Here is a 21,454-nt window from a genome sequence, read left to right on the forward strand (position 1 = left end):
AAATGCCAGCACAAAGCTGGCATTTTTTCTCACAATCTATTATTGCAATGATTAAGCAGTACGATAGCTAATATTCACGGTCTTAATTCGGTTTGAATCCAACTCAAGCACTTCAAAGTGAACACCACGGTAGTCCAGTTGAGTCCCAACGTGTACATCACCATGAGTTTTATCTAGGATTAAACCGGCAACACTAATATAGCCCGCATCTTCTTCAACCAAATCGATCATCCCAAGTTCCAGTTCAAGCTGATATAAATCCAGCATGCCTGTCGCCTTCCACGTCTGATCATCAACCTTCACCAAATCAAGTTGCTCATCGGCATCGGGAAATTCACCAGCAATCGCTTCAAATACGTCAAGCGGTGAAACAAGGCCCTGCACATTACCAAACTCATCGCTCACCAAAACCAATGAACCTTTAGACGTTCTTAACGTATTAATCGCATCAATGACTTTCATTTTTTTAAAAATGTAAATTGGACGATGACGTTTGATCAGGTCTTTCAATTGCTCTTCATCATCTAAGACATCGAGCAATTCTTTGGCGCGCGCAATGCTGATCACTTTATCCAAGCTACCGCGGCACACTGGAAATAAACTGTGCGGCACAGACAGTACCTGTTCACGAATTTTCTCAGGTGAATCATCAAGATTGACCCACGAAATTTGACTACGCGGTGTCATGATCGACGCGACCGAACGTTCAGCCAATGTCAATACACCGCCAATCATATAACGTTCTTCATCCGCAAAAGTTTCTTGCGCTTGAAGCTGATCAGGGTCTTCAGCTTGGAGCTTGCCACCCATGAGTTTTAAAATAGAATCCGCAGTACGATGACGCAGAGGAATTTTCGCTTCATGTTTTGCCGCATTGCGCTCACCAAATTGGTTAAAGGCTTCAATTGCAATAGCAACACCAATACCCGAATAGATATAACCTTTAGGAATGTGGAAGCCGAAACCTTCCGCAATCAGGCTGATACCAATCAACAATAGGAAGCTTAAACACAAGATGACCACAGTCGGATGACGGTTTACAAAAGTCATTAATGGTTTCGAAGCCAACAGCATGACCACCATGGCAACGACCATAGCCACCATCATCACATTAATGTTGTCGACCATACCAATCGCGGTAATCACCGAATCCAATGAGAACACAGCGTCAAGGATCACAATCTGTGCCACAACTGCGGTGAAACCCGCGTAGACCACATTGGTGGTCAGCTTAACTTCAGGCTTACCTTCAATTTTTTCATGCAATTCGGTAACGGCTTTATAGACTAGGAATAAGCCACCAAATAAAAGAATCAGATCTCGCCCAGAGAATGTCCAATCTAAGACAGTAATCAGCGGTCGAGTCAACGTGACTAACCAAGTGATGATAAACAACAAGCCCAAACGCATTAAAAGTGCAAGTGACAGACCAATGACACGCGCTTTATTGCGTTGCTCAGGAGGAAGTTTTTCAGCCAAAATGGCAATAAAGACTAGGTTATCAATACCTAAAACAATTTCTAATATAATAAGCGTAAGTAAACTTACCCATATTCCCGGATCTAATAAAAATTCCATTATTTCATTACCCCAGAATTATGTTTCTGTTTTAAAAGCATAGACCTGCACGGCGACGGATCCATATTTGTGACCTGTTCAACTAAAGATGAAATAATTATGCCTGAGATGTTTGGTTTGTAATAATTTTTTTATGGTTTTTAACAAATTTTTAATATTCGACCACTTATTATGCAAAAAATACATAAAAATATCGAAATCACTGTTTGAAATTTTGTCACTTAATGCCAATTGTCGCATTCTATAAAGATTAGACGCCACGGTCATTTTTTAGTTTTTCTAATTAAATCCATCGCAAATAAAAACCAAATAATTGTTTTTATTTAATTATTTATTTTAATAATAGTTAAAAAATATCAATTCACTACATTTATGATCTCCACAAATGACACTTTTTGTTAAAAACACTAGTTCACAAATCCATTTTTTTCACTAAAATGAAACACGACCAGCATTGTTGTAAAAGTGGTCAATCACCCAAACCAAGGATGCGCGGATTGACAATCCGATCAAAGTAATCGAAGACAGGATTCATCGCTATGAACAATGAAAAAGCATTGACCTTCAATAAGACGTCAAAAATGCTTGCCAATACTAGCTATGAAGGCGCATATCTGCATTTAGACTCCTCATTTGATCAGCATCAAGTTAAAGTTGTGGTTTCGCATAATAACCAAAAGTTTGAAATGCACTTGCCTATCGTTCTACAGGACGGTGTTCCCATGGCTAAACTCTCTTTAGATTCTCACCAGAATGCTGAAGTCGAAGATGAAGTTGTACAATTTGCTCAAAGTATTGTGAGCTTCCATCAAGATAAAGACGGCTATACCCTGTCTCTTCTAAACAACCACGCTTAACTTTTCTTGATTACTGGCCAAGGCTTTCTTTTAACAGATTTCCTTTATGATGAGAAATCCAGTAATTTTGTATAGGACTTACGCATTGACGGATTCAAAAAAGTATTAAAATACTTTATAAAGTATCTGTGATCAGACGAATTAAACATGCTTCTACAGCAACTTGTACTCTACCCATTTATATGGGCTTTCTCATGACAGAACCGAACTCTATTAGCTGCACACAACTTGCCGAGACTTATAATATCTCGCATGATAGTGTAAATCGCTTTCTAGAGCGTGAAGACTACACACCTCACGACCTATATCAGGAAGCAATTCAACATATTGATAATAATAAACTTATAGTCAGTATTGATGATACTGTTTTAGATAAACCGTATAGTCAGCATATGGACTTAGTTAGCTATTTTTGGTCAGGCAAACACCACCGATCCGTCAAGGGTATTAATCTCATTACCTTGTATGCGACAGATCAAAATGGTCAAAATATTCCAATTAATTTCCGAATTTATGACAAATCTGAAAGTAAAACCAAGAATGATTACTTTATGGATATGTTAAGTGAAGTACTCAGTTGGGGTGCAAAGATTCAATTCATTACAGGTGATAGTTGGTATTCATCGATTGCAAATCTAAAAACCATAAGAAAACATGGTATTCGATTTATGTTTGGTATCGACTGTAACCGTAAGGTTTCCCCAGAAAAAGGACAATGGTTTCAACTGCGTTTATTGCCGAATTTCCATCAGGGTCAAGTGGTCTGGCTCAAAGATTTTGGCTTTGTACAATTATTTAAGACTCAGTTAAAAGAACAGCAGAGGTTTTATATTGTGCATCAAGATGAAGATGATTTATTGTCCTTTGAGGGTTTTCATGAATTACATTCAAGTCATTGGAAAATAGAACAATATCACCGAGTGATTAAACAGGTTTGTCATATTGAAAAGTTTCAAGTAAGACGATCTAAACTGATTTTGAATCATATTTTTTCAGCCTTGATGGCCTACGTCGAGATACAAAAGAACCAGTTTGAGCGGATCTTTGAAAATGTATATCGTTGGCAGAAGAAATTATTTAGACCAATCATCAAAGACTTCATTGATGACTTTATTCTCGATAAAAATCATCTGCTACCACAGAGAATCTATAAATAATACTGCGTAAGTCCTATTGTATTGATAAGTGTATGAGTGTTCACATAAAATGTGTTCAAATGATCTATAAAATAAAAATACGATTCACGGGGAATCCGTCACATGACCAAAAAGTACAGTAAGTTCCTACCAGGTTCTGAAGATTTTTCTTTAGAAAGCTTTCCATTTTACTGGGTAACGCAAGTACATGCACAGTATGTACTCAATGTCGATCATGCTTTAAAAAAGTATGGTTTAGATAACTCACGTCGTCGTATTTTACTGGCTCTAGATTCAAAGCCACATGCCAGTGTTTCTGATTTATCTGACATGGTGGTCTCTAAAATGTCGACAACCACCAAAATTGTTTATCGCTTAAAAGATGAAGGATTGGTTGAAACTTATTCTTGTGAAGATGATGCACGTATCACCCGTGTTCTTCTCACCGAAAAAGGTGTTGAAATGACCAATAAGATCAATGATCTCACCAGTGTTGTACTTGAGCAATCATTTGAAGGCTTAACACCTTTGCAAATTGAAAAAATGATGGAAAGCTTAAAACACGTTTTTAAAAATTTAGCTCGCTAAACCGTTTAAAAGTCGAAAAAGTTGAGTTGGGGACTCTCTTTTTCGACTTTTATTTTCGGCACATGTGAACATTCAAACTCTTCAACAGGAAAGCCTTGTACAAAGGATTGAATATTCGGTGATTTCCAGCTGAGCCACTCCTCTAAGCGTTCATGTGGAATCACGATCACTGAGCGCTTCACATCCCCCAGCTCATGAAACTCCCGCATCATTGGGTGGTCTATGGCATCCATCGTAAGCATCGTTGCTGAACAGACTACCTCGCCTGCTATACGACAGATTTCATAAAGTGCAGCAACAAAAATAACCTGCCCATCCTGTCGTCTAACACCCCATTTCTGCGGCTTTTGTTCTATATATTTTGACTCATAAAATTCAAAAACTGGGATCACCCCAAACTGATATTTGGAAGTGGCTTCAATAAAACTAGCCTTTTGCAAGAGTGTCTCACTTCGAGCATTATAGGTTTTCGTTGCAATACTCTTATCTTCGGCCCATTTCGGTATTAAACCAAAATGTACCTTACGCCACTCAAAACCTATATTTGATTTGAACAATAAAGGCAGCTCATAACCAGGATAGACTTCTTCGACATAATCAAAAGGAATTTCAGGTAGACCAAACTGTTGTACTTGAGCAAAGGTTAGAGGCTTAAAATTAGCGCACATGGATTTTCATCCAACTTGGTGGTTAACAATAGTATGAAGAGCTTTATATAGCGAATTGTATAAGGCTTTTATCTGCGGCGTCTAGTTGAGATACTTATTTAGCACTACGCTTAAAACCATTCATAGCCTTGAATAAGTCCAATCTATAGATCACTGCTATTACCCAAAATTAAATCAGTCTTATTGATTTACTCTAAGGATACAGTACGACTTATTTCGTCCAATAAAAAAGCCTCCGAAGAGGCTTTTTTAGATTTACAGATTAGTCACCTGTATAACCTTTTAACTTCAAGCGTGCAGCATGCAGAAGTGGCTCTGTATAACCTGATGGCTGCTCACCACCTTTAAACACTAAGTCATACGCTGCTTTATATGCATAACCATCGAAGCTTGGTGCCATAGGCGTGTAAAGCGGATCGTTTGCGTTTTGTTCATCAACGATTTTCGCCATACGCTGCATCACTTCTTCAACTTGCGCCGCAGATACGATGCCATGACGTAACCAGTTTGCAACGTGTTGAGATGAAATACGTAAAGTTGCACGGTCTTCCATTAAACCCACGTTATTGATGTCTGGAACTTTCGAACAACCTACACCCAAGTCAACCCAACGCACAACATAACCCAAGATCCCTTGAAGGTTATTTTCAAGCTCTTTGGTTTTCTCTTCTTCAGTCCAGTTGGTATCTGTCGCTAAAGGTGGTGTTAACAAATCATCTAATGATAAAGGCTGAGTATTCAATAATTCTTTTTGACGCTCAGACACGTTGCACTGGTGGTAGTGAATCGCGTGAATGACAGCACCAGATGGAGATGGAACCCATGCACAGCTTGCGCCCGCTTCTGGATGTTCAATCTTGGTTTTATACATGTCTAAAAGCATGTCTGGTTTTGGCCACATGCCTTTACCAATTTGTGCTTTACCACGTAAGCCCGCTTGAAGACCGATCATCACGTTACGGTTTTCATATGCTGGGAACCAAATTTGTGATTTCACTTCGCCCTTACGAACGAATGGACCTGCTTCCATAAAGGTATGGATTTCATCACCTGTACGGTCCATAAAACCTGTATTAATGAAGATGGTACGGTCTTTCGCTTGAGCAATACAGTTTTTCAAGTTTACAGAAGTACGACGCTCTTCATCCATGATACCGATTTTTAACGTTTTTTCAGGCAGGCCAAGCGCTTGTTCTGAACGCTCAAACAACTCAACCGCAAAAGCAACTTCTTCAGGACCATGCATTTTAGGTTTTACGATGTACATTGAACCTTTACGAGAGTTCTTGTTTTCGTTTTCACCTTTAATGTCTGCAAAAGATAATAGCGGAGTGATTAATGCATCCATGATACCTTCGTAGATTTCAGCACCATCTACAAGAATCGCAGGGTTGGTCATGAGATGACCCACGTTACGAAGAAGCATCAATGAACGGCCATGAAGTTTCGTTTCACCACCGATCAAGTTTTTGTGCGTACGGTCTTTATTCAAAGTACGCGTAACAGTTTTACCATTTTTCTCGATAGACTCTGAAAGCGTACCCTTCATCAAACCTAACCAGTTACGGTAGCCTTCAACTTTCTCTTCTGCATCTACAGCAGCGATCGAATCTTCTAAATCCTGAATAGTCGTTACAGCAGCTTCAAGAACTAAATCTTTTACGCCAGCGGCATCTGTTTTACCAATTGGGCTGTTCGCATCAATTTCAATTACAACGTGTAGGCCGTTGTTTAAAAGTACGATTTCTGTTGGAGCCGATTCTTCGCCATTAAAACCAACAAATTGTGCTTCTTTAGCCAAAGTCGATGTCGAACCGTCTTTTAACGTCACAACTAACTTTTTGCCTTCAACTGCATATTTTGTCGCATCAGCATGCGAACCATTCGCTAATGGGAAGGTTTCATTTAAGAAGTTTTTAGCAAATGCAATAACTTTGTCGCCACGCACAGGGTTATAGCCTTTACCTTTTTCCGCGCCACCGTCTTCTGGGATCACGTCAAAACCGTAAAGTGCGTCGTATAAAGAGCCCCAACGCGCGTTTGCAGCATTTAAGCAGTAACGTGCATTACGCACAGGTACTACCAATTGCGCACCAGCCAATAATGCGATTTCTTCATCTACATTTTCTGTGCTGATTTGGAAATCTTCTACTTCTGGTACTAAGTAGCCAATTTCTGTAAGGAAAGCTTTGTAAGCTCCAAGTTCAAATTTGTTGTTGCGGTGCCATTCATCGATCTTCGCTTGAATGTCGTCACGCTTAGCCAATAGTGCTTTGTTCTTTGGGCTAAGATCGACAACGACTTGTTCAAAGTTTTTCCAGTAAGTTTCACTGTCCAAACCTGAACCTGGAAGTGCTTCATTTTCGATGAAATCGTAAAGTTCTTTAGCAATCGCTAACTTGCCTTTTTGAATACGTGCAGTCATTGTCTTTCCTGATATTGCTACTTTTTATACAAGAGATTCTAGTATACCGATTTAAACTTGGCTGAATAGTAATATCACCGTGCGAAATAGTGATCATTTTTTATTTAATAAAGTATACAAACTACCAAATAAAATACTGCTCAAGGCACAAGCATTATCAATTTACAAAATGCTCTTTAGTAGTTTATTAAGTTTTTGAAATGCCGAAATTAGACTTAAGTGCAGTTTTGTATATTTTTTACACTTAAAACCAATATTCTCCCTATTTTCAATCCTGATTAAGCCATGATTATTCAAAAAAGTCGATAAATTAATCGATGAAAATGCACATAAAAAAAGCACCCTTTTGGGTGCTTATATTTTTAGATTTCTTCTTGTTGTTTACTTGCTTCAGCTTGTATTTGTCGATGTGCTTCATTCAAGTAATCATCTGATTGCATTTCCAATAAACGTGAACGCGTGCGTTCAATTTCAAAGGCTAATTTATCACCAGAGTATAAATCAATAATTGTATCTTCTGAGGTTAAAATCAGTTTTACCCCACGGTCATAAAACTCATCGACCAGATAAATAAAACGACGCGTCCCTTCAGAAAGATAATCGGTCAAATGCGGAACATTACTCACCAACACAGTATTATAAATATTTGCAATTTCGATAAAGTCAGCAGGACTACGAGGTTTTAAACACAGCTCTGAATACTCACACCATAAAACATCTTCAGTATGCCCGACCGTTTCTACAATACGATTATTAATAATAATCGGCTCATCTGAAATGGTTTGAGTTTGTGTCAATGCACTAAAACGCTGTGCGATCCAGCGTTGGTGCTCATGTGTTAAAGGTGATTTAAAGAGTTGCGCTTGCTTTAAAACACGCAAACGATAGTCCACGCCTGCATCTACATTTAAAATCACACACTGCTGTTTCACCATTTCAATGGTTGGAATGAAACGATCACGGTGAATGCCGTTTTTATATAAACCATCTGGCGCAATGTTTGAGGTTGCTACCAAGGTAATGCCACGTGCAAAAAGCTTTTGGAACAAATCACTAAGAATCATGGCATCCGTCACATTCGAGACGAAGAACTCATCGAAACAAATAACCACTGCTTCTTTATAAATTTGATCCGCAACCGCATCTAAAGGGTTACGCTGACCTGAAAGCTTGTTGAGCTCACGATGTACATGTTGCATAAAATGGTGAAAGTGCATCCGTGTTTTACGACGAAATGGAATTGAGTCATAAAACTGATCCATCAACCATGTTTTACCCCGGCCTACACCGCCCCACATATATACACCACGTGGAGAAGTTTGACGGCGGAAACGACGGAATGCTTTTTTAGATGCCTTAAAACGTTGAATTAATTCATGCCAAACGCGATCCAGCTCATGAACGGCCTGAGCTTGTGCCTCATCAGACATGAACTGTCCGGATGCTAAGGCTTGCGCATAGCGCTCTGCAGGAGATAAAGGACTGAATGCGGTAGGTGAATTAAAATCTGACATATCATTTAATACTGTTTTTAGGCTATATCAATTATAGCGGAGTGGAAAAGTTAATATATAACACTTTGGCATAATTATGCTTAGGCTATTTCCCATATTGTCGTGGACTGTAACCAAACCACCGTTTAAATGCATGATTAAAGGCAGCAGGCTCCGAGTAACCCAATAACTCTGCAATCATTTCAATGGAATATTCCTGATATTCCATCAAATGTAGTGCACGGTCTTTCATTAATTGCTCACGAATTTGTTTATAACTGCTATTTAACTGTTGCAACTGATGTCTTAAGGTTCGCTCTGGCAAATTCAAAGCTTGCGCGGTTTCAGCCATGGTCGGCAGTAAACCTCGTTGCAACTCCAAATAATCCTGCACCCGCTGAATCAGACTCGGCTGTTCTGCCGTTTCTTCCAAACGCTGCAATTCCGCCTGACATTTGCCTGCATAAACGTTAAATGTCATCAAATCTGCTGAAGGAATCGGCACATTTAAAACCCACTCATCAAACCAAAATTCAGCTTGCTGCGTACCAAAACTCACTTGCTGACCATAAACCTGCTGGTAGAGCGCCAGTTTTTTCACATCATCAGGTCGTGCAACAGGTAAAGTAATTCGAATCTCAGGCATTTCCAGCCCAATCATCTTATAAATATCTTGTAAAAACTTATAGGTTCCCGCTATCTCAGAATGTGCACGCAACTGTCCCACAGACGTTTGTAGGTCTCGCGGTAGATAACATAATGCGACTTGATCATTTTGTTTTTTCAAACCCAATAAGCCACTCAAATGCGTCAAACTTTGATAGCGAATACCCTGTTCTAACGCGGTATGTGTCGTTGGACTGGTCATCAATAACATCAGTAAAGGGCCATATCCCGCCAAGACATAATGCTGACCAATGAACAAGCCTTGCTCAGGCTCAATATCCTCTGCAATGATTTTCAAAATATCCCACTCTAGAGCAGGATGAATGATCGCATTCGGATCAAGCGACTCCACACGTAAGCCAATGCTTTGTAACTTTTGATCGACTGCGACTCCTGCTTTACGCATTCCTTGAATCAAATACATCAAGCCAAGTACAGAACGTTTCATAATCAATTAAAAGCAAAATATTGGCCTATGTTTTACTACAGCCACCTAGCGTACAACAATTGCCGAATCTATCAATTTTCTTGTCAGGGCTATCATAGACCTTCTGGATAGTTGCTCTACAATAAAGTAAAACAAAAAGGAAAAACAAATGCAGGCAGCAAATTCAACACCCCCGCAGGTAAAAATCGCCATTATTGGTGCAGGCTTTGGCGGTTTAGCGATGGCTATTCGCCTTTTGCAAAATAGTATTCGTGATTTTGTAATTTTGGAAAAAGCCAGTGGAATAGGTGGCACATGGCGTGAAAACCAATATCCGGGCGCTGCTTGTGATGTACAGTCACATCTCTACTCCTTGTCTTTTTCACCCAAGACCGACTGGTCTAAACGTTATGCTGAAGCACCTGAAATTTATCAATACATGCAAACACTTACCGCTGAACATCAATTGCAGCCTTATATCCGCTTTAACACCGAAGTGTGTGCTGCACATTACTTAGACAATCAGTGTTTATGGCAACTCACCCTTAATCAAAATGAAACTCTGACCGCTCAATTTGTTATTTTCGCATCTGGTCCACTGCATGTACCGCAAATTCCGCGTATTTCGGGTATCGAGAAATTTAAAGGCAAAGTTTTCCATTCATCACAGTGGGATCATAACTATGACCTCAGCAATAAAAATGTTGCCTCTATTGGCACTGGGGGTAGTGCGATTCAATATATTCCTGAAATTGCAGAAAAAGTGAAGCAACTCTACGTACTACAAAGGACAGCTGCATGGGTTATTCCTCGGGATGAACGTCGTTATTTACCGATTGAGAAAACACTGTTTAATCGATTTGATTGGTTTCGAAAAATTCATCGAGCTCGTCTGTATTGGACAAATGAATCTCGTGTAGTTCCCATTATGAAACCAAAGGTCATGAAATATGCACAAAAACTAGCAGAAGCGTATATTCACCATCAAGTCAAAGACCCTGAAACCGCAGATAAGTTAATTCCCAACTATATTATGGGTTGTAAACGCATTTTGGTCTCCAACAAGTATTACCCAAGCTTTAACCGTAAAAATGTTGAATTGGTTACCGATGATATTTTGGAATTAACTGAGGACAGTATCATCACCAAAGATGGGAAGAAGCGTGCAATTGACTGCCTCATCTATGGCACAGGTTTTGTGACTGACCCACGTATTTATCTTAAATCCTTTAGCTGTACAGGGCTGAATCATGTTGAGCTTACAGACGCATGGCAAGACGGGGCCGAAAGTTACTATGGAATTAGCACCAAAGGTTTCCCAAACTTATTTCAGCTTTTAGGGCCCAATACAGTCTTAGGTCATAACTCAGTTATTTTTATGATTGAGTCACAAGTGAATTACATTCTACAGCTCATCGAGATGGCACAAAAAACCCAATCTCAAGCAATCGTTGTGAAAGCAGATATTCAAGACCAATTTAATCAGCATTTACAAAGTCAATTTACAGATACCATTTGGCAATCTGGCTGCGTCAGTTGGTATCAACAAGAGGACGGGAAAAATTTCTCTTTATGGCCCAGCTATACATGGAAGTATTGGCTAAAAACACGAAAAGCCAATCCAGCAGACTATCGTTTTTTAAATTCTAAGCAAGATAGTCAAGCAATAAATTAAGATCGCGGTCATAATAAGTTAGTATTTTTTCACACTTTATTTGACATGCAATCGTTTTGGTTGATTTTTCAGCTTCTTATTTGTTTAGCACTTGGATTTGTTTTGGCGCGTCGTTTACCCAAATGGCTTGAACGACTTGCCTTTCAAATCCTACCCTATTTTACGTATATTCTCTTAATCGCAATTGCGATTGAGTTTTCAACGACTTTGCATAGCATTGCCGAACCTTGGCAGATACTCAATCATGCAGCGCTTTTAGCAGTTATGACCAGTATCGGTGCTTTTATCTGTTGTTACATATTATTTAAACTTTTAGGCTACCAACCGAGTCATGGCAAAGTATCCATGAGCCTTGTGAGCAAATCATTAATCAATATCAGTTATGCATTTATCGCACTGGCCTTGGGTTATGGTTTGGCAGAGCTATCTTCAAGTTTCGGCTATATGCTTCATATCAGCACATGGAACTTGTTACTGGTTTTCATGTTCCTGATCGGGCTTGATTTAGCCTATTCCCCACTAGATCGCTCATGGTTGAACTGGCAAATCCTGCTCGTTCCACTTGGTTGTATTCTAGGTTCAATTATCGGGGCGTTTGTAACTGGCTATTTTGTGCCGAGCATTCAACTAAAAGATCTGATTATGTTGTCTCAAGGTTATGGTTTCTACTCCATGACTGGCATTGTGGTCACGGAGTTAAAGAATGCACATTTAGGCAGTATTGCTCTGATGAATGATTTGTTCAGAGAAATTTTTGCGATTGTGTTTATGTACATCATTGGCTGGCGTTACCCTCGCTCTGCGATTTCATCTGCAGGAGCTACAGCAATGGATGTCACCCTACCGATGGTCAAACAAGCCTGTGGGAATGACTTTATTCCACATGCCATGGTGAGCGGTTTCATCCTGTCAGTTTTGGCACCGATTGTCGTCAGTGTATTGGCGGCTCTGTAAAGTATAGCGCTCTATTAAATGCTGCCTTTTTATTTTGCTATTGCCACCTCGCTTACCAACAATTCTTTTTAAAATTTAATCCATAAAAAAAGCCTTTCGAAAGAAAGGCTTTTTAGATTTCTAGTCGCTTAAAGCGTCGCTAAAATATCTTTGAGCATCTGACATGGGTTTGCAGACTGTGTAATTGGTCGACCAATCACTAGATGTGTTGCACCGTCTAACATTGCTTGTTTTGGCGTTACAATACGCTTTTGGTCATCCGCACTTGAACCCTCAGGGCGAATGCCCGGCGTCACCAATGCAAACTCTGAACCCAAAGTCTCACGCAGCATTTTTGCTTCTTGTGCTGAACATACCACACCATCTAAACCACTGTCTTTAGTCAATTTTGCTAAACGTTTGACTTGTTCAAATGGTTCTATATCCAGACCAATATCAGCTAAGTCTTCACGGCCCATCGAGGTTAACACCGTTACTGCAATCAGTTGAGTGTTATAGTTCCCAGCCTTTAAGCGCTCAACGCAGGTTTCCATCATTTTACGGCCACCTGAAGCATGGACGTTTACCATCCAAACCCCCATATCTGCAGCAGCACATACCGCTTGCGCAGTCGTATTTGGAATATCGTGAAATTTTAGATCTAAAAAGACTTCAAAGCCTTCACCATGTAAAGCTTTAACAATAGATGAGCCTTCATGGGTAAATAATTCTTTACCGACTTTTACACGGCATAATTGAGGGTCTAATTGCCCAGCAATCGTCATTGCGTCATAATGACTTTTTGCATCTAAGGCAACAATAATACTCATGGGGGAGACCCTTCAAACTCACAAAATTATGGCATTATACGGATTAAGCCTAAAACGACCAAGACTATTTTTCTAAAAACCATTTAAAATTCAAACTAAGTTCTTTATTCATATACTTTTTATATAGTTATCAATATTTTAAAGCACAATAAAAAACGCCTTTGGCTATATATCCAAAGGCGTTTAAATCAAACTTGCTTCAATACTTCTAAGATAGAAATCTTACTGCATATTGTGGCTTAAAGCGGTGTAGATGGACGATCATTAGGATTGATATCTAACACCGTTTTTTCATGTCTTGTATGTGCTGCAGCTTCAGCAGCAGCCAGCTGAGCGGATTGAATCTGCTCTTTACGAAGGTGATCAATGTCTTTACGTAGTCGCTTAATTTCCCAACCTTTCTGGAATACACGAAATACCTGAACACCAATTAATAAACCCAACACAATCCCTAAAGCCATTGTCAATAATAACAATAGACCTAAACGCATTGCTGGAACCTGTATAAACAACAGATCAACGGTTAGCTCAGTTCCGTTTTGTAGTACCAAAGCTAGGCAGTAGCCAAACAGTACAATTAATAATGCGAATAATACGTAACGCATAAGCACCCCAATAAATTTTATTCGCCTGCAGTCTCGTTTACTGCATCACGTAATGCTTTACCTGGTTTGAAATGTGGAACAGCTTTAGCAGCCACTTCTACCGACTTACCCGTTTTAGGATTACGCCCAACACGAGGCTCACGGTGATGGAGTGCAAAACTACCAAAACCACGAATTTCAATACGATTATCTGAAGACAAAGATGCAATCATTTGATCAATCATAATCTTAACAGCTTCTTCCACTAATGGCTCTGCTAAGTGCGGGTTTTTAAGAGAAATACGCTCTATTAAGTCAGACTTATTAAGTGCTTCAGTAGTCATCTGCGACCTCTTTAATTATCAAGCTACCTTGTAGATAGATTGATAATAACCTGTTTAAATACAAAACGGTAGCGTAATAAGTGAATACTACGCTACCGTTTATTGTATTTGTGTAAAAAGTATTAGTTAACTTACATTAACAATACAATTCAAACATCTACTTAGTTGCCCATTTGAGCTTTGATCAAATCACCAATAGTCTTAGGACCATTGTCTTGACCAGTAGTTGCTGTCTTCAAGTTAGCAACTGCTTCTTTCTCTTCAGCTTCGTCTTTCGCTTTGATAGACAAGTTGATAGAGCGAGATTTACGATCTACGTTGATGATTTTCGCTTCAACTTCTTGACCAACTTCAAGGAACTTAGTTGCATCTTCAACGCGGTCGCGGTTGATTTCAGATGCTTTAAGAGTCGCTTCAACTTCGTCAGCTAACTTAAGTGTTGCGCCACGAGCGTCAACAGCAGTTACAGTACCTTTTACAAGTGCACCGCGTTCGTTAGCAGCTAAGAAATCGTTGAACGGATCGCTGTTCATTTGCTTAATGCCAAGGCTGATACGGTTGCCTTCAGCGTCTACAGACAAGATAACCGCTTCAACTGTGTCACCCTTCTTGTAACGACGGATAGCTTCTTCGCCTTGTTCGTTCCAAGAAATGTCAGACAAGTGAACTAGACCATCGATACCGCCTGGTAAACCGATGAAGATACCGAAGTCAGTGATTGACTTGATCGTACCTGAAACTTTTTCACCTTTGTCGTGATTCTTAGCAAACTCTTCCCATGGGTTAGCACGAGTTTGTTTGATACCAAGAGAAATACGACGACGCTCTTCGTCAACTTCAAGAACCATAACATCAACTTCATCACCAATCTGAACAACTTTAGATGGGTGGATGTTTTTGTTCGTGTGGTCCATTTCAGAAACGTGTACTAAACCTTCAACGCCTTCAGCGATTTCTGCGAAACAGCCGTAGTCAGTTAAGTTAGTTACGCGAGCTTTAACGATTGAACCTTTAGGGTAACGGTTCATGATCGCTAACCATGGATCTTCGCCTAATTGCTTAAGACCTAAAGATACGCGGTTACGTTCTTTGTCAAACTTAAGTACTTTAACAGTAACTTCTTGACCAACTTCAACAACTTCTGATGGGTGCTTGATACGCTTCCAAGCCATGTCAGTGATGTGAAGAAGACCATCAATACCGCCAAGGTCAACGAATGCGCCGTAGTCAGTAAGATTTTTGATAGTACCAGTAACTGTTTGACCTTCTTCAAGCTGAGCAAGAAGAGCTTCACGGTCAGCTGAAGATTCAGCTTCCATAACAGCACGACGAGATACAACAACGTTGTTACGTTTAGCATCAAGTTTGATTACTTTAAATTCTAACTCTTTACCTTCTAAGTGAGTAGTATCACGAATAGGACGAGTATCAACTAAAGAACCTGGAAGGAACGCACGAACTGGACCGATGTCAACAGTGAAACCGCCTTTAACTTTACCAGAGATAACACCAGTAACGATTTCGCCGTCTTCAAAGATTTTTTCAAGTTTAGTCCAAGTTTCAGCACGTTTCGCTTTTTCACGTGATAAAACTGTTTGACCCATGCCGTTGTCAAGCGCTTCAACAACAACATCAACAGTGTCGCCAACTTGAACTTCAAGTTCGCGTTGTTCATTTAAGAATTCAGCGCGGTCAACAATACCTTCTGATTTAAGGCCAGTGTCAACTGTTACCCAATCAGAATCGATGTTTACTACAACGCCTTGGATGACAGCACCCTTTTCAACGTTGAGGTTTAATTCGCTTTCTTCAAAGAGGGCTGCAAAAGATTCGGTCATGATATACCTGATAAAGTCAGCGGTCTTGGATCAGACAAGGCCGGTTTAGTTAAGCGTCTACATAGTCCATTTTGAACTGATCAAGCTATGCTTCTGCTGAATATAAAAATTCGTTAGTTTGCTAATTGCTTATCAATATAAGCCATCATAAGCTGAAACACCTCATCAATGTTCAATTCAGAACTATCAATGATGTAGGCATCAGTTGCTGGTCTGAGTGGAGCAACTTCGCGCTCCATGTCACGTTTATCACGCGCCTCAATATTAGCTAAAATATCGTTTATTTTAGCATCCAGCCCCATACCCTGCAACTGCTTTACTCTGCGTTCAGCACGAGATTGGGCTGAAGCGGTTAAATAAATCTTGGCTTGAGCCTCTGGAAAGATGGATGTGGCCATATCTCGACCATCTGCAACCAAGCCCGGTGCTTGTGCAAAAGCATGCTGGCGATCAACCAGCGCAGCTCTAAGCTCAGGAATTGTTGCAACTTTTGATGCAAACTCACCAACTCGCTCAGTTCGAATGGTTTGACTAACATCCTCACCATTGAGCAAGACTTGTGTGCCTTGTGCAGAACTTAAAAATTGTATGTCTAAATGTTTAGCAATTTCGACACATTGACTCAATTCACTTGACAAAGCATCCAACAAATCCTGTTGATGCAATGACAGGCCCAACAAGCGATATAACGCTCCCGAATCAAGTAAATGAAATTGATAATGAGCTGCTATTTTCGCAGCTAGTGTGCCCTTACCCGAACCACTTGGACCATCAATTGTGATTATTTGAACTGTCATTGCTTACCCAAAGTTTGTTATACAGATTTAGCGAGTTTTGAAAAACCTAGTTTAATCGCAGATTTAAGCTGTGCAAGGATTAATTTACTTACAAAAGGTGCACGTGCCTGTAATTCAATCGTATAGGTCACTAAAGTTTTATTCGAGTCAATCGGCTCAAACTCAATAATACCCAAATGATGTTTGATGAGTGGATTTTTAATAATCTTGTATTCAATACGCTCATTCACATTCATTAATGTAATTTGCTCTTGCAACGGTTTAATTGGACCAAAACCCATACGACGTACAGAACCAAGTCCATCCGGACGTTCTGGATCTGCTGAATCTTTCACTCGCACCACTTGAACTGGTGCAAAAGCGACGTTATAGGTTGAGTGTTTAGAAAGTAAATCAAATACCTGCTCTACGGGTGCATTAAATTCTTTTTTAATCTGAATATTATTCATGGTGGTTCCAACGCCTTATTTGACAATAATTATTGTCATTTCATTTTACATGAAATTATTATTTTACGAATTCATTCATCCCTTTTCTTGTAGACGGGATAGTCGCTTTTGTTCGCGGCGCATTTTAAAAAAGTGACTGAGCTGCTGTGAGCATTGCTCATGTAAACAACCCGACTCAACCAAGAACTGATGATTATAATAGCCCGTTTCAAATAATTTACGTGCACTTATAAGAGAGCCCGCTTTCGGCTCTGTCGCACCAAATACTACTTTTGAAACGCGTGCATGCACCAAAGCACCTACACACATGGTACAAGGCTCAAGCGTCACATACATGACCGCATCATCAGGTAAACGATAATTTTGTGTATTTTGGCAAGCATCGCGAAGTGCTTGAACCTCAGCATGCGCGGTAGGGTCATTTAGCGTAATAGGCGCATTAAAGCCCGAACCAATAATTTTATTTTGACTCACAATGACTGCCCCGACCGGGACTTCACCTTTTGACGCTGCAATAGCAGCCTGCTCTAAAGCAAGCTGCATCCATTCACTATCTATTTTTAAAACATCAGTCATAAAGATTAGATTACATCGTAATGTTTAAGGAGTTCATTCCAGCTTTCAATGCTCGTTGTTGGTGGATTACCAGCGAAAATACCCTTTAAGCTATTACTAGCCCCTTGTTTCCATGCTGGTGACAAGTCTTTATCCACTAAACGCGCACGCACACCCTCAACAAAGTCTGCATGACGAATTTTCCAGTCCGAAATTTGGGTTTCAAGCTCGAACACTTCATTCCAAGAATGAACCTGCTTGCCCCACTGCCATAGCAACCATGTTAATGCAGCAGTTGTTGGTGAGCCTTTTTGTAAGTTCTCACTGGCTTGACGAAGCCAATCGCTACGCGCATCACTTAAACCAACAATAGCATCATAATCATGCTCGAAGTTCACACCACGACATACACTATGAATGACATCCAAAGAGTTCTGTAATGGACCTGGGCCTACCGGACGATGCATACTGTTTAATGTGTCATCAATGGCTCTAAAATCACCTGCTGGATAATGACTCCAGTCTATATTGATAACTTTCTCAAGCACCGTATTACGCTGCGCATCACAGATGTGTGTTGCCCAACCAATACCATATGCGCCCGCAGCCGTCATGATTGAACCCGTTAAGCCCGTGAACAAACCAATTGCTCCACGATCCGCCAAGAAACGCGTTGCACCCACATCTGGGTACAAACCAATATTAATTTCAGGCATCGCTAAACGTGAATGCGGTGTCACCAAACGAAATGGCGCGGCCATAAACAGACCTAAACCACCGCCCATGACATAACCTTCACCCCAGACCAAGACAGGCTTAGCATAGTTGTGTAGTAATAAATCTAAAGCATATTCTTGCTCGAAGAACTGATTGGCTGTTTCAACTTCATCGTTAATCACCAGTTGACGAAGTTTACGTACATCACCACCCGCACAGAATGCTTTTGGTGTGGTTGAATCCAACCAAATGGCTTTTACTGCGTCATCGCTATGAAAATCTTGAAACACTTCAAATAAAACTGAAACAATCGTTTCATCTAAAGCGTGAAGTGATTTTGGTCTATTCAGACGAACAATGCGCCAACCATTTTTTGCTTCTTCTACAATCAAATCTGGATGGTAGTTTTTAGAAACGGGAGAATATGTCATGCGTCCAGCTGCCAATCTATAGGCTCAATGCCATGTTGTTTAAGATAATTATTGGATTTTGAAAAAACTTTACAACCGAAGAATCCACCACGATTTGCTGCCAAAGGTGACGGATGTGCCGCCTTTAACACCAAATGCTTTTCTTGATCAATCCGTTGTCCTTTCCGCTGCGCATATGCTCCCCAAAGAATAAAAACAATATGTTCGCGCTGTTCATTCAAAACATCAATCACATGATCGGTAAAATCTTCCCAACCTTGTTTTTGATGTGATGTGGGTTGACCAGCTTCAACGGTTAATACACTGTTCAACAGCAAAACGCCTTGCTGCGCCCAACGAGTTAAATCCCCATGTTTAGGAATATCAATTCCTAAATCTTTATTTAACTCATGGAAAATATTACGTAAAGATGGTGGTAAAGCAAGCCCCTTTTGCACAGAGAAACTGAGCCCATGTGCCTGATTCGGCCCATGATATGGGTCTTGTCCGAGTATTACCACTTTTACATTCGCCAAAGGCGTCGTATTAAATGCATTAAAAATCAGCGCATTTGGCGGATAAATCACTTTATTCGCTTTTATTTCTGTAACAAGAAACTGCTTTAACGCATCCATCTTAGTACTAAGCAAAAAGTCACTTAATCCATGTTTCCAACTGGCATCCAGCTGAATTTTATCAAGCTTGGTTTGCTGTTGTTCTGTTAAAGACATACTTGCGCCTTATTCCCTTACTGTATATTCCGTGACAAATTTCACAGTTTGACTTGCAATTCTACATTCGGATTGTGAAATTGGATACCTTCTTTTAATTTGGTATACATTTCAGTATCCGCCCATTCCGCTTGGATTTGTTCTGAAAACTCGATCTGGCTTAAATCTAAAAGCCCCATCTGTGTATTTTCAATATCTTCAATAAAACTCTGCGCATAGCCCGTATCAGTCTCATGCACAATCACCGAGTACACTTCCACATCGCCTTCACCGTTTTGAGTCACGGTCGACGCGAGTACTTGCTGTGCAAGATAAAAGAAAATACGTGAAAATTGTTCAGCCGATGGCGAAACAGGCAGCGACACCCAACGTGCACTAAATGTTTTACATGCTTGGATATATTCTGGATCGTCGTTTTGCCAAAAACAAATCGCATGATCAAAAGAGTCATAAAGGTCTTTAATCACCCCTTTCAGCAAGCCAAAATCATAAACCATTTGACCATGATCTAATTTCGATGCTTTGAGGAGTAATTCAACTTTATAACTGTGACCATGAATGGAGCGTTTACAACGATCCGATGTACAGTTACGTACAATATGGGCATTTTCAAACTTAAATAACTTACGAATTAACATATGCCGTAATGCAATCAAACTTTCTGAGAATTGACTTTAATTATAAAGCAAAAGTAAACCTATGCTCATTTATTTTATTGTTCAATCCAATTGGTAAATCATATCAGTCTTATATCTATCCTTTAAAACGCTGACATGCTCCGATAGGCCACATATACCGCCTGATCTTTTCGCACCAAATCAGCACTAAACTGACGCTTACGCTCACTCAGCAATACTTCAATTCTAGCTTTAAAATAGTTCGATTGAACCCCGAGAAAATCATTAACAGCAGCCCGCTGAGCCTCGTCCACTTGTTTAAATGGATCAACCTCCCATAGTTCATTAACATTGGAAAAATGCTCCAGATTGGCCTGTCTTTGCTTTTGTAAATTTTGAATAGCAGATACATCCAACTTAGGATCAATGCTAGCCAACACCAGTGCAGGTGCAGTATTTACATTCACCTTTAATTCATTATTCGGCAAAGCACTCACATAAGGTGCAATCAGTTGATAGTTACGCCCCTCAAACCCACGCACCAACTTCAACTGTTCAACATTATAAAAAGCACGATTTGGCGCCAAGTAACCCTGAGCTAAACTTTGATAATAAGCAGATTCAGCACCCATCGGCCCACTGACTTCATCATCTTCATCTTGCCAATCAATCACTGCTTCTGAAAGTTGCGCAGGCAACCCCACACGTACCAACAGTTTTTCAAACCAAAGTTTTGCAGCCTCATTCGGCTTTTTATCCGACTTAACTAAAGCATTTAAATTAAATTTTCCTGACTCATCTTCTAAACGCCCAGAAACAAAACCATCTTCCACTGGAAAAGCAGGCATGGGCTTCGCCCACGTTTCTTGTAGATGATCGACCTCTGCTGCATTTTGAGCATCATCCACCAACAGCTCAGAAAAAAAAGCTTCAGCACTTTTTGCGTATAACAGAGCTTGGTTTTGTCGCATTAAATAACCCGTACTCTCTGCGGTATTGCGCTGATGTTGCGCAATCGTAGCCGCAAGGATGGTTGCTAAAGCCACCATCACCAAAATGGTGATCAATGCAATGCCATGCTGAGAGCGCTTCAAAACATCCACCTATTTACAACGAAGACATTTAAGGAAAAATGG

The 21,454-nt window shown here is 40.1% G+C and carries 21 protein-coding genes; 5 read left to right on the top strand and 16 right to left on the bottom strand.

Annotation, left to right across the window (positions count from 1 at the left end; all coding sequences use genetic code 11):
- Positions 1 to 51 precede the first annotated feature (51 nt).
- Positions 52 to 1,578 (bottom strand): TerC family protein, encoded by a 1,527-nt coding sequence (locus AC4CUX_RS17005; RefSeq protein ID WP_005401168.1) that lies wholly within the window; start codon positions 1,576 to 1,578, stop codon positions 52 to 54.
- A gap of 539 nt (positions 1,579 to 2,117) precedes the next feature.
- Here AC4CUX_RS17005 and AC4CUX_RS17010 point away from each other — a divergent pair.
- The 3 genes from AC4CUX_RS17010 to AC4CUX_RS17020 all read left to right on the top strand — a co-directional run bounded on the left by AC4CUX_RS17010 (position 2,118) and on the right by AC4CUX_RS17020 (position 4,159).
- Positions 2,118 to 2,435 (top strand): hypothetical protein, encoded by a 318-nt coding sequence (locus AC4CUX_RS17010; protein WP_004696886.1) that lies wholly within the window; start codon positions 2,118 to 2,120, stop codon positions 2,433 to 2,435.
- A gap of 128 nt (positions 2,436 to 2,563) precedes the next feature.
- Positions 2,564 to 3,592 carry an IS701 family transposase gene (locus AC4CUX_RS17015; RefSeq protein ID WP_081316814.1) on the top strand — a complete coding sequence of 343 codons (1,029 nt, stop codon included), beginning with the start codon at positions 2,564 to 2,566 and terminating at the stop codon, positions 3,590 to 3,592.
- Between the two features lie 102 nt (positions 3,593 to 3,694).
- Positions 3,695 to 4,159, top strand: a complete 465-nt coding sequence (locus AC4CUX_RS17020; protein WP_004696885.1) for a MarR family winged helix-turn-helix transcriptional regulator — start codon at positions 3,695 to 3,697, stop codon at positions 4,157 to 4,159.
- Positions 4,160 to 4,164: 5 nt separating this feature from the next.
- Here the strand turns inward: AC4CUX_RS17020 and AC4CUX_RS17025 are convergent, their stop codons facing one another.
- From AC4CUX_RS17025 to AC4CUX_RS17040, 4 genes are all read right to left on the bottom strand, one after another.
- Complete coding sequence (locus tag AC4CUX_RS17025; RefSeq protein WP_005401167.1) at positions 4,165 to 4,827, bottom strand: SOS response-associated peptidase family protein; 663 nt, start codon at positions 4,825 to 4,827, stop codon at positions 4,165 to 4,167.
- A 262-nt stretch (positions 4,828 to 5,089) separates the two neighbouring features.
- Positions 5,090 to 7,252: a malate synthase G gene (locus AC4CUX_RS17030; protein WP_005401166.1), complete on the bottom strand. Its 2,163-nt coding sequence runs from the start codon at positions 7,250 to 7,252 to the stop codon at positions 5,090 to 5,092.
- A gap of 362 nt (positions 7,253 to 7,614) precedes the next feature.
- Entirely contained in the window at positions 7,615 to 8,766 is a 1,152-nt protein-coding gene (zapE, locus tag AC4CUX_RS17035) for a cell division protein ZapE (RefSeq protein WP_004696878.1), read from the bottom strand.
- 85 nt (positions 8,767 to 8,851) lie between these two features.
- Positions 8,852 to 9,859, bottom strand: coding sequence for an AraC family transcriptional regulator (locus AC4CUX_RS17040; protein ID WP_039890438.1), 1,008 nt, complete (start codon positions 9,857 to 9,859; stop codon positions 8,852 to 8,854).
- Positions 9,860 to 10,007: 148 nt separating this feature from the next.
- On the opposite strand from AC4CUX_RS17040, the gene AC4CUX_RS17045 reads away from it, so the two are divergent.
- Both AC4CUX_RS17045 and AC4CUX_RS17050 read left to right on the top strand, forming a co-directional pair.
- Entirely contained in the window at positions 10,008 to 11,513 is a 1,506-nt protein-coding gene (locus AC4CUX_RS17045; RefSeq protein ID WP_005401164.1) for a flavin-containing monooxygenase, read from the top strand.
- Between the two features lie 45 nt (positions 11,514 to 11,558).
- On the top strand, positions 11,559 to 12,467 hold the full coding sequence (locus tag AC4CUX_RS17050; RefSeq protein WP_005401163.1) for a LysO family transporter: 909 nt from the start codon (positions 11,559 to 11,561) through the stop codon (positions 12,465 to 12,467).
- 128 nt (positions 12,468 to 12,595) lie between these two features.
- Here the strand turns inward: AC4CUX_RS17050 and pyrF are convergent, their stop codons facing one another.
- From pyrF to gspK, 11 genes are all read right to left on the bottom strand, one after another.
- Complete coding sequence (gene pyrF, locus AC4CUX_RS17055) at positions 12,596 to 13,276, bottom strand: orotidine-5'-phosphate decarboxylase (RefSeq protein WP_004696869.1); 681 nt, start codon at positions 13,274 to 13,276, stop codon at positions 12,596 to 12,598.
- Positions 13,277 to 13,515: 239 nt separating this feature from the next.
- Positions 13,516 to 13,881: a lipopolysaccharide assembly protein LapA domain-containing protein gene (locus tag AC4CUX_RS17060; RefSeq protein WP_004696867.1), complete on the bottom strand. Its 366-nt coding sequence runs from the start codon at positions 13,879 to 13,881 to the stop codon at positions 13,516 to 13,518.
- Between the two features lie 17 nt (positions 13,882 to 13,898).
- A complete protein-coding gene (locus AC4CUX_RS17065; protein ID WP_004696865.1) occupies positions 13,899 to 14,204 on the bottom strand; it encodes an integration host factor subunit beta in 306 nt (101 codons plus the stop codon).
- Positions 14,205 to 14,365: 161 nt separating this feature from the next.
- Positions 14,366 to 16,042, bottom strand: a complete 1,677-nt coding sequence (gene rpsA, locus AC4CUX_RS17070) for a 30S ribosomal protein S1 (RefSeq protein ID WP_004696863.1) — start codon at positions 16,040 to 16,042, stop codon at positions 14,366 to 14,368.
- 113 nt (positions 16,043 to 16,155) lie between these two features.
- Entirely contained in the window at positions 16,156 to 16,839 is a 684-nt protein-coding gene (gene cmk / locus AC4CUX_RS17075) for a (d)CMP kinase (RefSeq protein ID WP_005401162.1), read from the bottom strand.
- A 17-nt stretch (positions 16,840 to 16,856) separates the two neighbouring features.
- Complete coding sequence (locus tag AC4CUX_RS17080) at positions 16,857 to 17,288, bottom strand: SRPBCC family protein (RefSeq protein ID WP_004696860.1); 432 nt, start codon at positions 17,286 to 17,288, stop codon at positions 16,857 to 16,859.
- Between the two features lie 75 nt (positions 17,289 to 17,363).
- A complete protein-coding gene (gene tadA / locus AC4CUX_RS17085; RefSeq protein WP_005401161.1) occupies positions 17,364 to 17,864 on the bottom strand; it encodes a tRNA adenosine(34) deaminase TadA in 501 nt (166 codons plus the stop codon).
- A gap of 5 nt (positions 17,865 to 17,869) precedes the next feature.
- On the bottom strand, positions 17,870 to 18,991 hold the full coding sequence (locus tag AC4CUX_RS17090; RefSeq protein WP_005401160.1) for an enoyl-CoA hydratase/isomerase family protein: 1,122 nt from the start codon (positions 18,989 to 18,991) through the stop codon (positions 17,870 to 17,872).
- Positions 18,988 to 19,701, bottom strand: coding sequence for a uracil-DNA glycosylase (gene ung / locus AC4CUX_RS17095; protein WP_004696856.1), 714 nt, complete (start codon positions 19,699 to 19,701; stop codon positions 18,988 to 18,990). Before ung ends, AC4CUX_RS17090 begins: the two co-directional genes overlap by 4 nt.
- Positions 19,702 to 19,742: 41 nt before the next feature.
- On the bottom strand, positions 19,743 to 20,339 hold the full coding sequence (locus AC4CUX_RS17100) for a 6-pyruvoyl trahydropterin synthase family protein (protein WP_004696854.1): 597 nt from the start codon (positions 20,337 to 20,339) through the stop codon (positions 19,743 to 19,745).
- A 122-nt stretch (positions 20,340 to 20,461) separates the two neighbouring features.
- A complete protein-coding gene (gspK, locus tag AC4CUX_RS17105; protein WP_010326849.1) occupies positions 20,462 to 21,412 on the bottom strand; it encodes a type II secretion system minor pseudopilin GspK in 951 nt (316 codons plus the stop codon).
- Positions 21,413 to 21,454 lie beyond the last annotated feature (42 nt).

Source organism: Acinetobacter sp. 231_lipA, from assembly GCF_058243005.1.

Bases quoted from the DNA above. Each gene is read 5' to 3' on its own strand.
- AC4CUX_RS17065 (WP_004696865.1), bottom strand. From the start codon at position 14,204: ATGACTACTGAAGCACTTAATAAGTCTGACTTAATAGAGCGTATTTCT.
- AC4CUX_RS17050 (WP_005401163.1), top strand. From the start codon at position 11,559: ATGCAATCGTTTTGGTTGATTTTTCAGCTTCTTATTTGTTTAGCACTT.
- AC4CUX_RS17045 (WP_005401164.1), top strand. From the start codon at position 10,008: ATGCAGGCAGCAAATTCAACACCCCCGCAGGTAAAAATCGCCATTATT.
- AC4CUX_RS17020 (WP_004696885.1), top strand. From the start codon at position 3,695: ATGACCAAAAAGTACAGTAAGTTCCTACCAGGTTCTGAAGATTTTTCT.
- AC4CUX_RS17060 (WP_004696867.1), bottom strand. From the start codon at position 13,881: ATGCGTTACGTATTATTCGCATTATTAATTGTACTGTTTGGCTACTGC.
- AC4CUX_RS17030 (WP_005401166.1), bottom strand. From the start codon at position 7,252: ATGACTGCACGTATTCAAAAAGGCAAGTTAGCGATTGCTAAAGAACTT.
- AC4CUX_RS17100 (WP_004696854.1), bottom strand. From the start codon at position 20,339: ATGTTAATTCGTAAGTTATTTAAGTTTGAAAATGCCCATATTGTACGT.
- rpsA (WP_004696863.1), bottom strand. From the start codon at position 16,042: ATGACCGAATCTTTTGCAGCCCTCTTTGAAGAAAGCGAATTAAACCTC.
- AC4CUX_RS17005 (WP_005401168.1), bottom strand. From the start codon at position 1,578: ATGGAATTTTTATTAGATCCGGGAATATGGGTAAGTTTACTTACGCTT.
- AC4CUX_RS17090 (WP_005401160.1), bottom strand. From the start codon at position 18,991: ATGACATATTCTCCCGTTTCTAAAAACTACCATCCAGATTTGATTGTA.
- tadA (WP_005401161.1), bottom strand. From the start codon at position 17,864: ATGACTGATGTTTTAAAAATAGATAGTGAATGGATGCAGCTTGCTTTA.
- AC4CUX_RS17080 (WP_004696860.1), bottom strand. From the start codon at position 17,288: ATGAATAATATTCAGATTAAAAAAGAATTTAATGCACCCGTAGAGCAG.
- AC4CUX_RS17025 (WP_005401167.1), bottom strand. From the start codon at position 4,827: ATGTGCGCTAATTTTAAGCCTCTAACCTTTGCTCAAGTACAACAGTTT.
- AC4CUX_RS17010 (WP_004696886.1), top strand. From the start codon at position 2,118: ATGAACAATGAAAAAGCATTGACCTTCAATAAGACGTCAAAAATGCTT.
- AC4CUX_RS17040 (WP_039890438.1), bottom strand. From the start codon at position 9,859: ATGAAACGTTCTGTACTTGGCTTGATGTATTTGATTCAAGGAATGCGT.
- zapE (WP_004696878.1), bottom strand. From the start codon at position 8,766: ATGTCAGATTTTAATTCACCTACCGCATTCAGTCCTTTATCTCCTGCA.
- pyrF (WP_004696869.1), bottom strand. From the start codon at position 13,276: ATGAGTATTATTGTTGCCTTAGATGCAAAAAGTCATTATGACGCAATG.
- ung (WP_004696856.1), bottom strand. From the start codon at position 19,701: ATGTCTTTAACAGAACAACAGCAAACCAAGCTTGATAAAATTCAGCTG.
- cmk (WP_005401162.1), bottom strand. From the start codon at position 16,839: ATGACAGTTCAAATAATCACAATTGATGGTCCAAGTGGTTCGGGTAAG.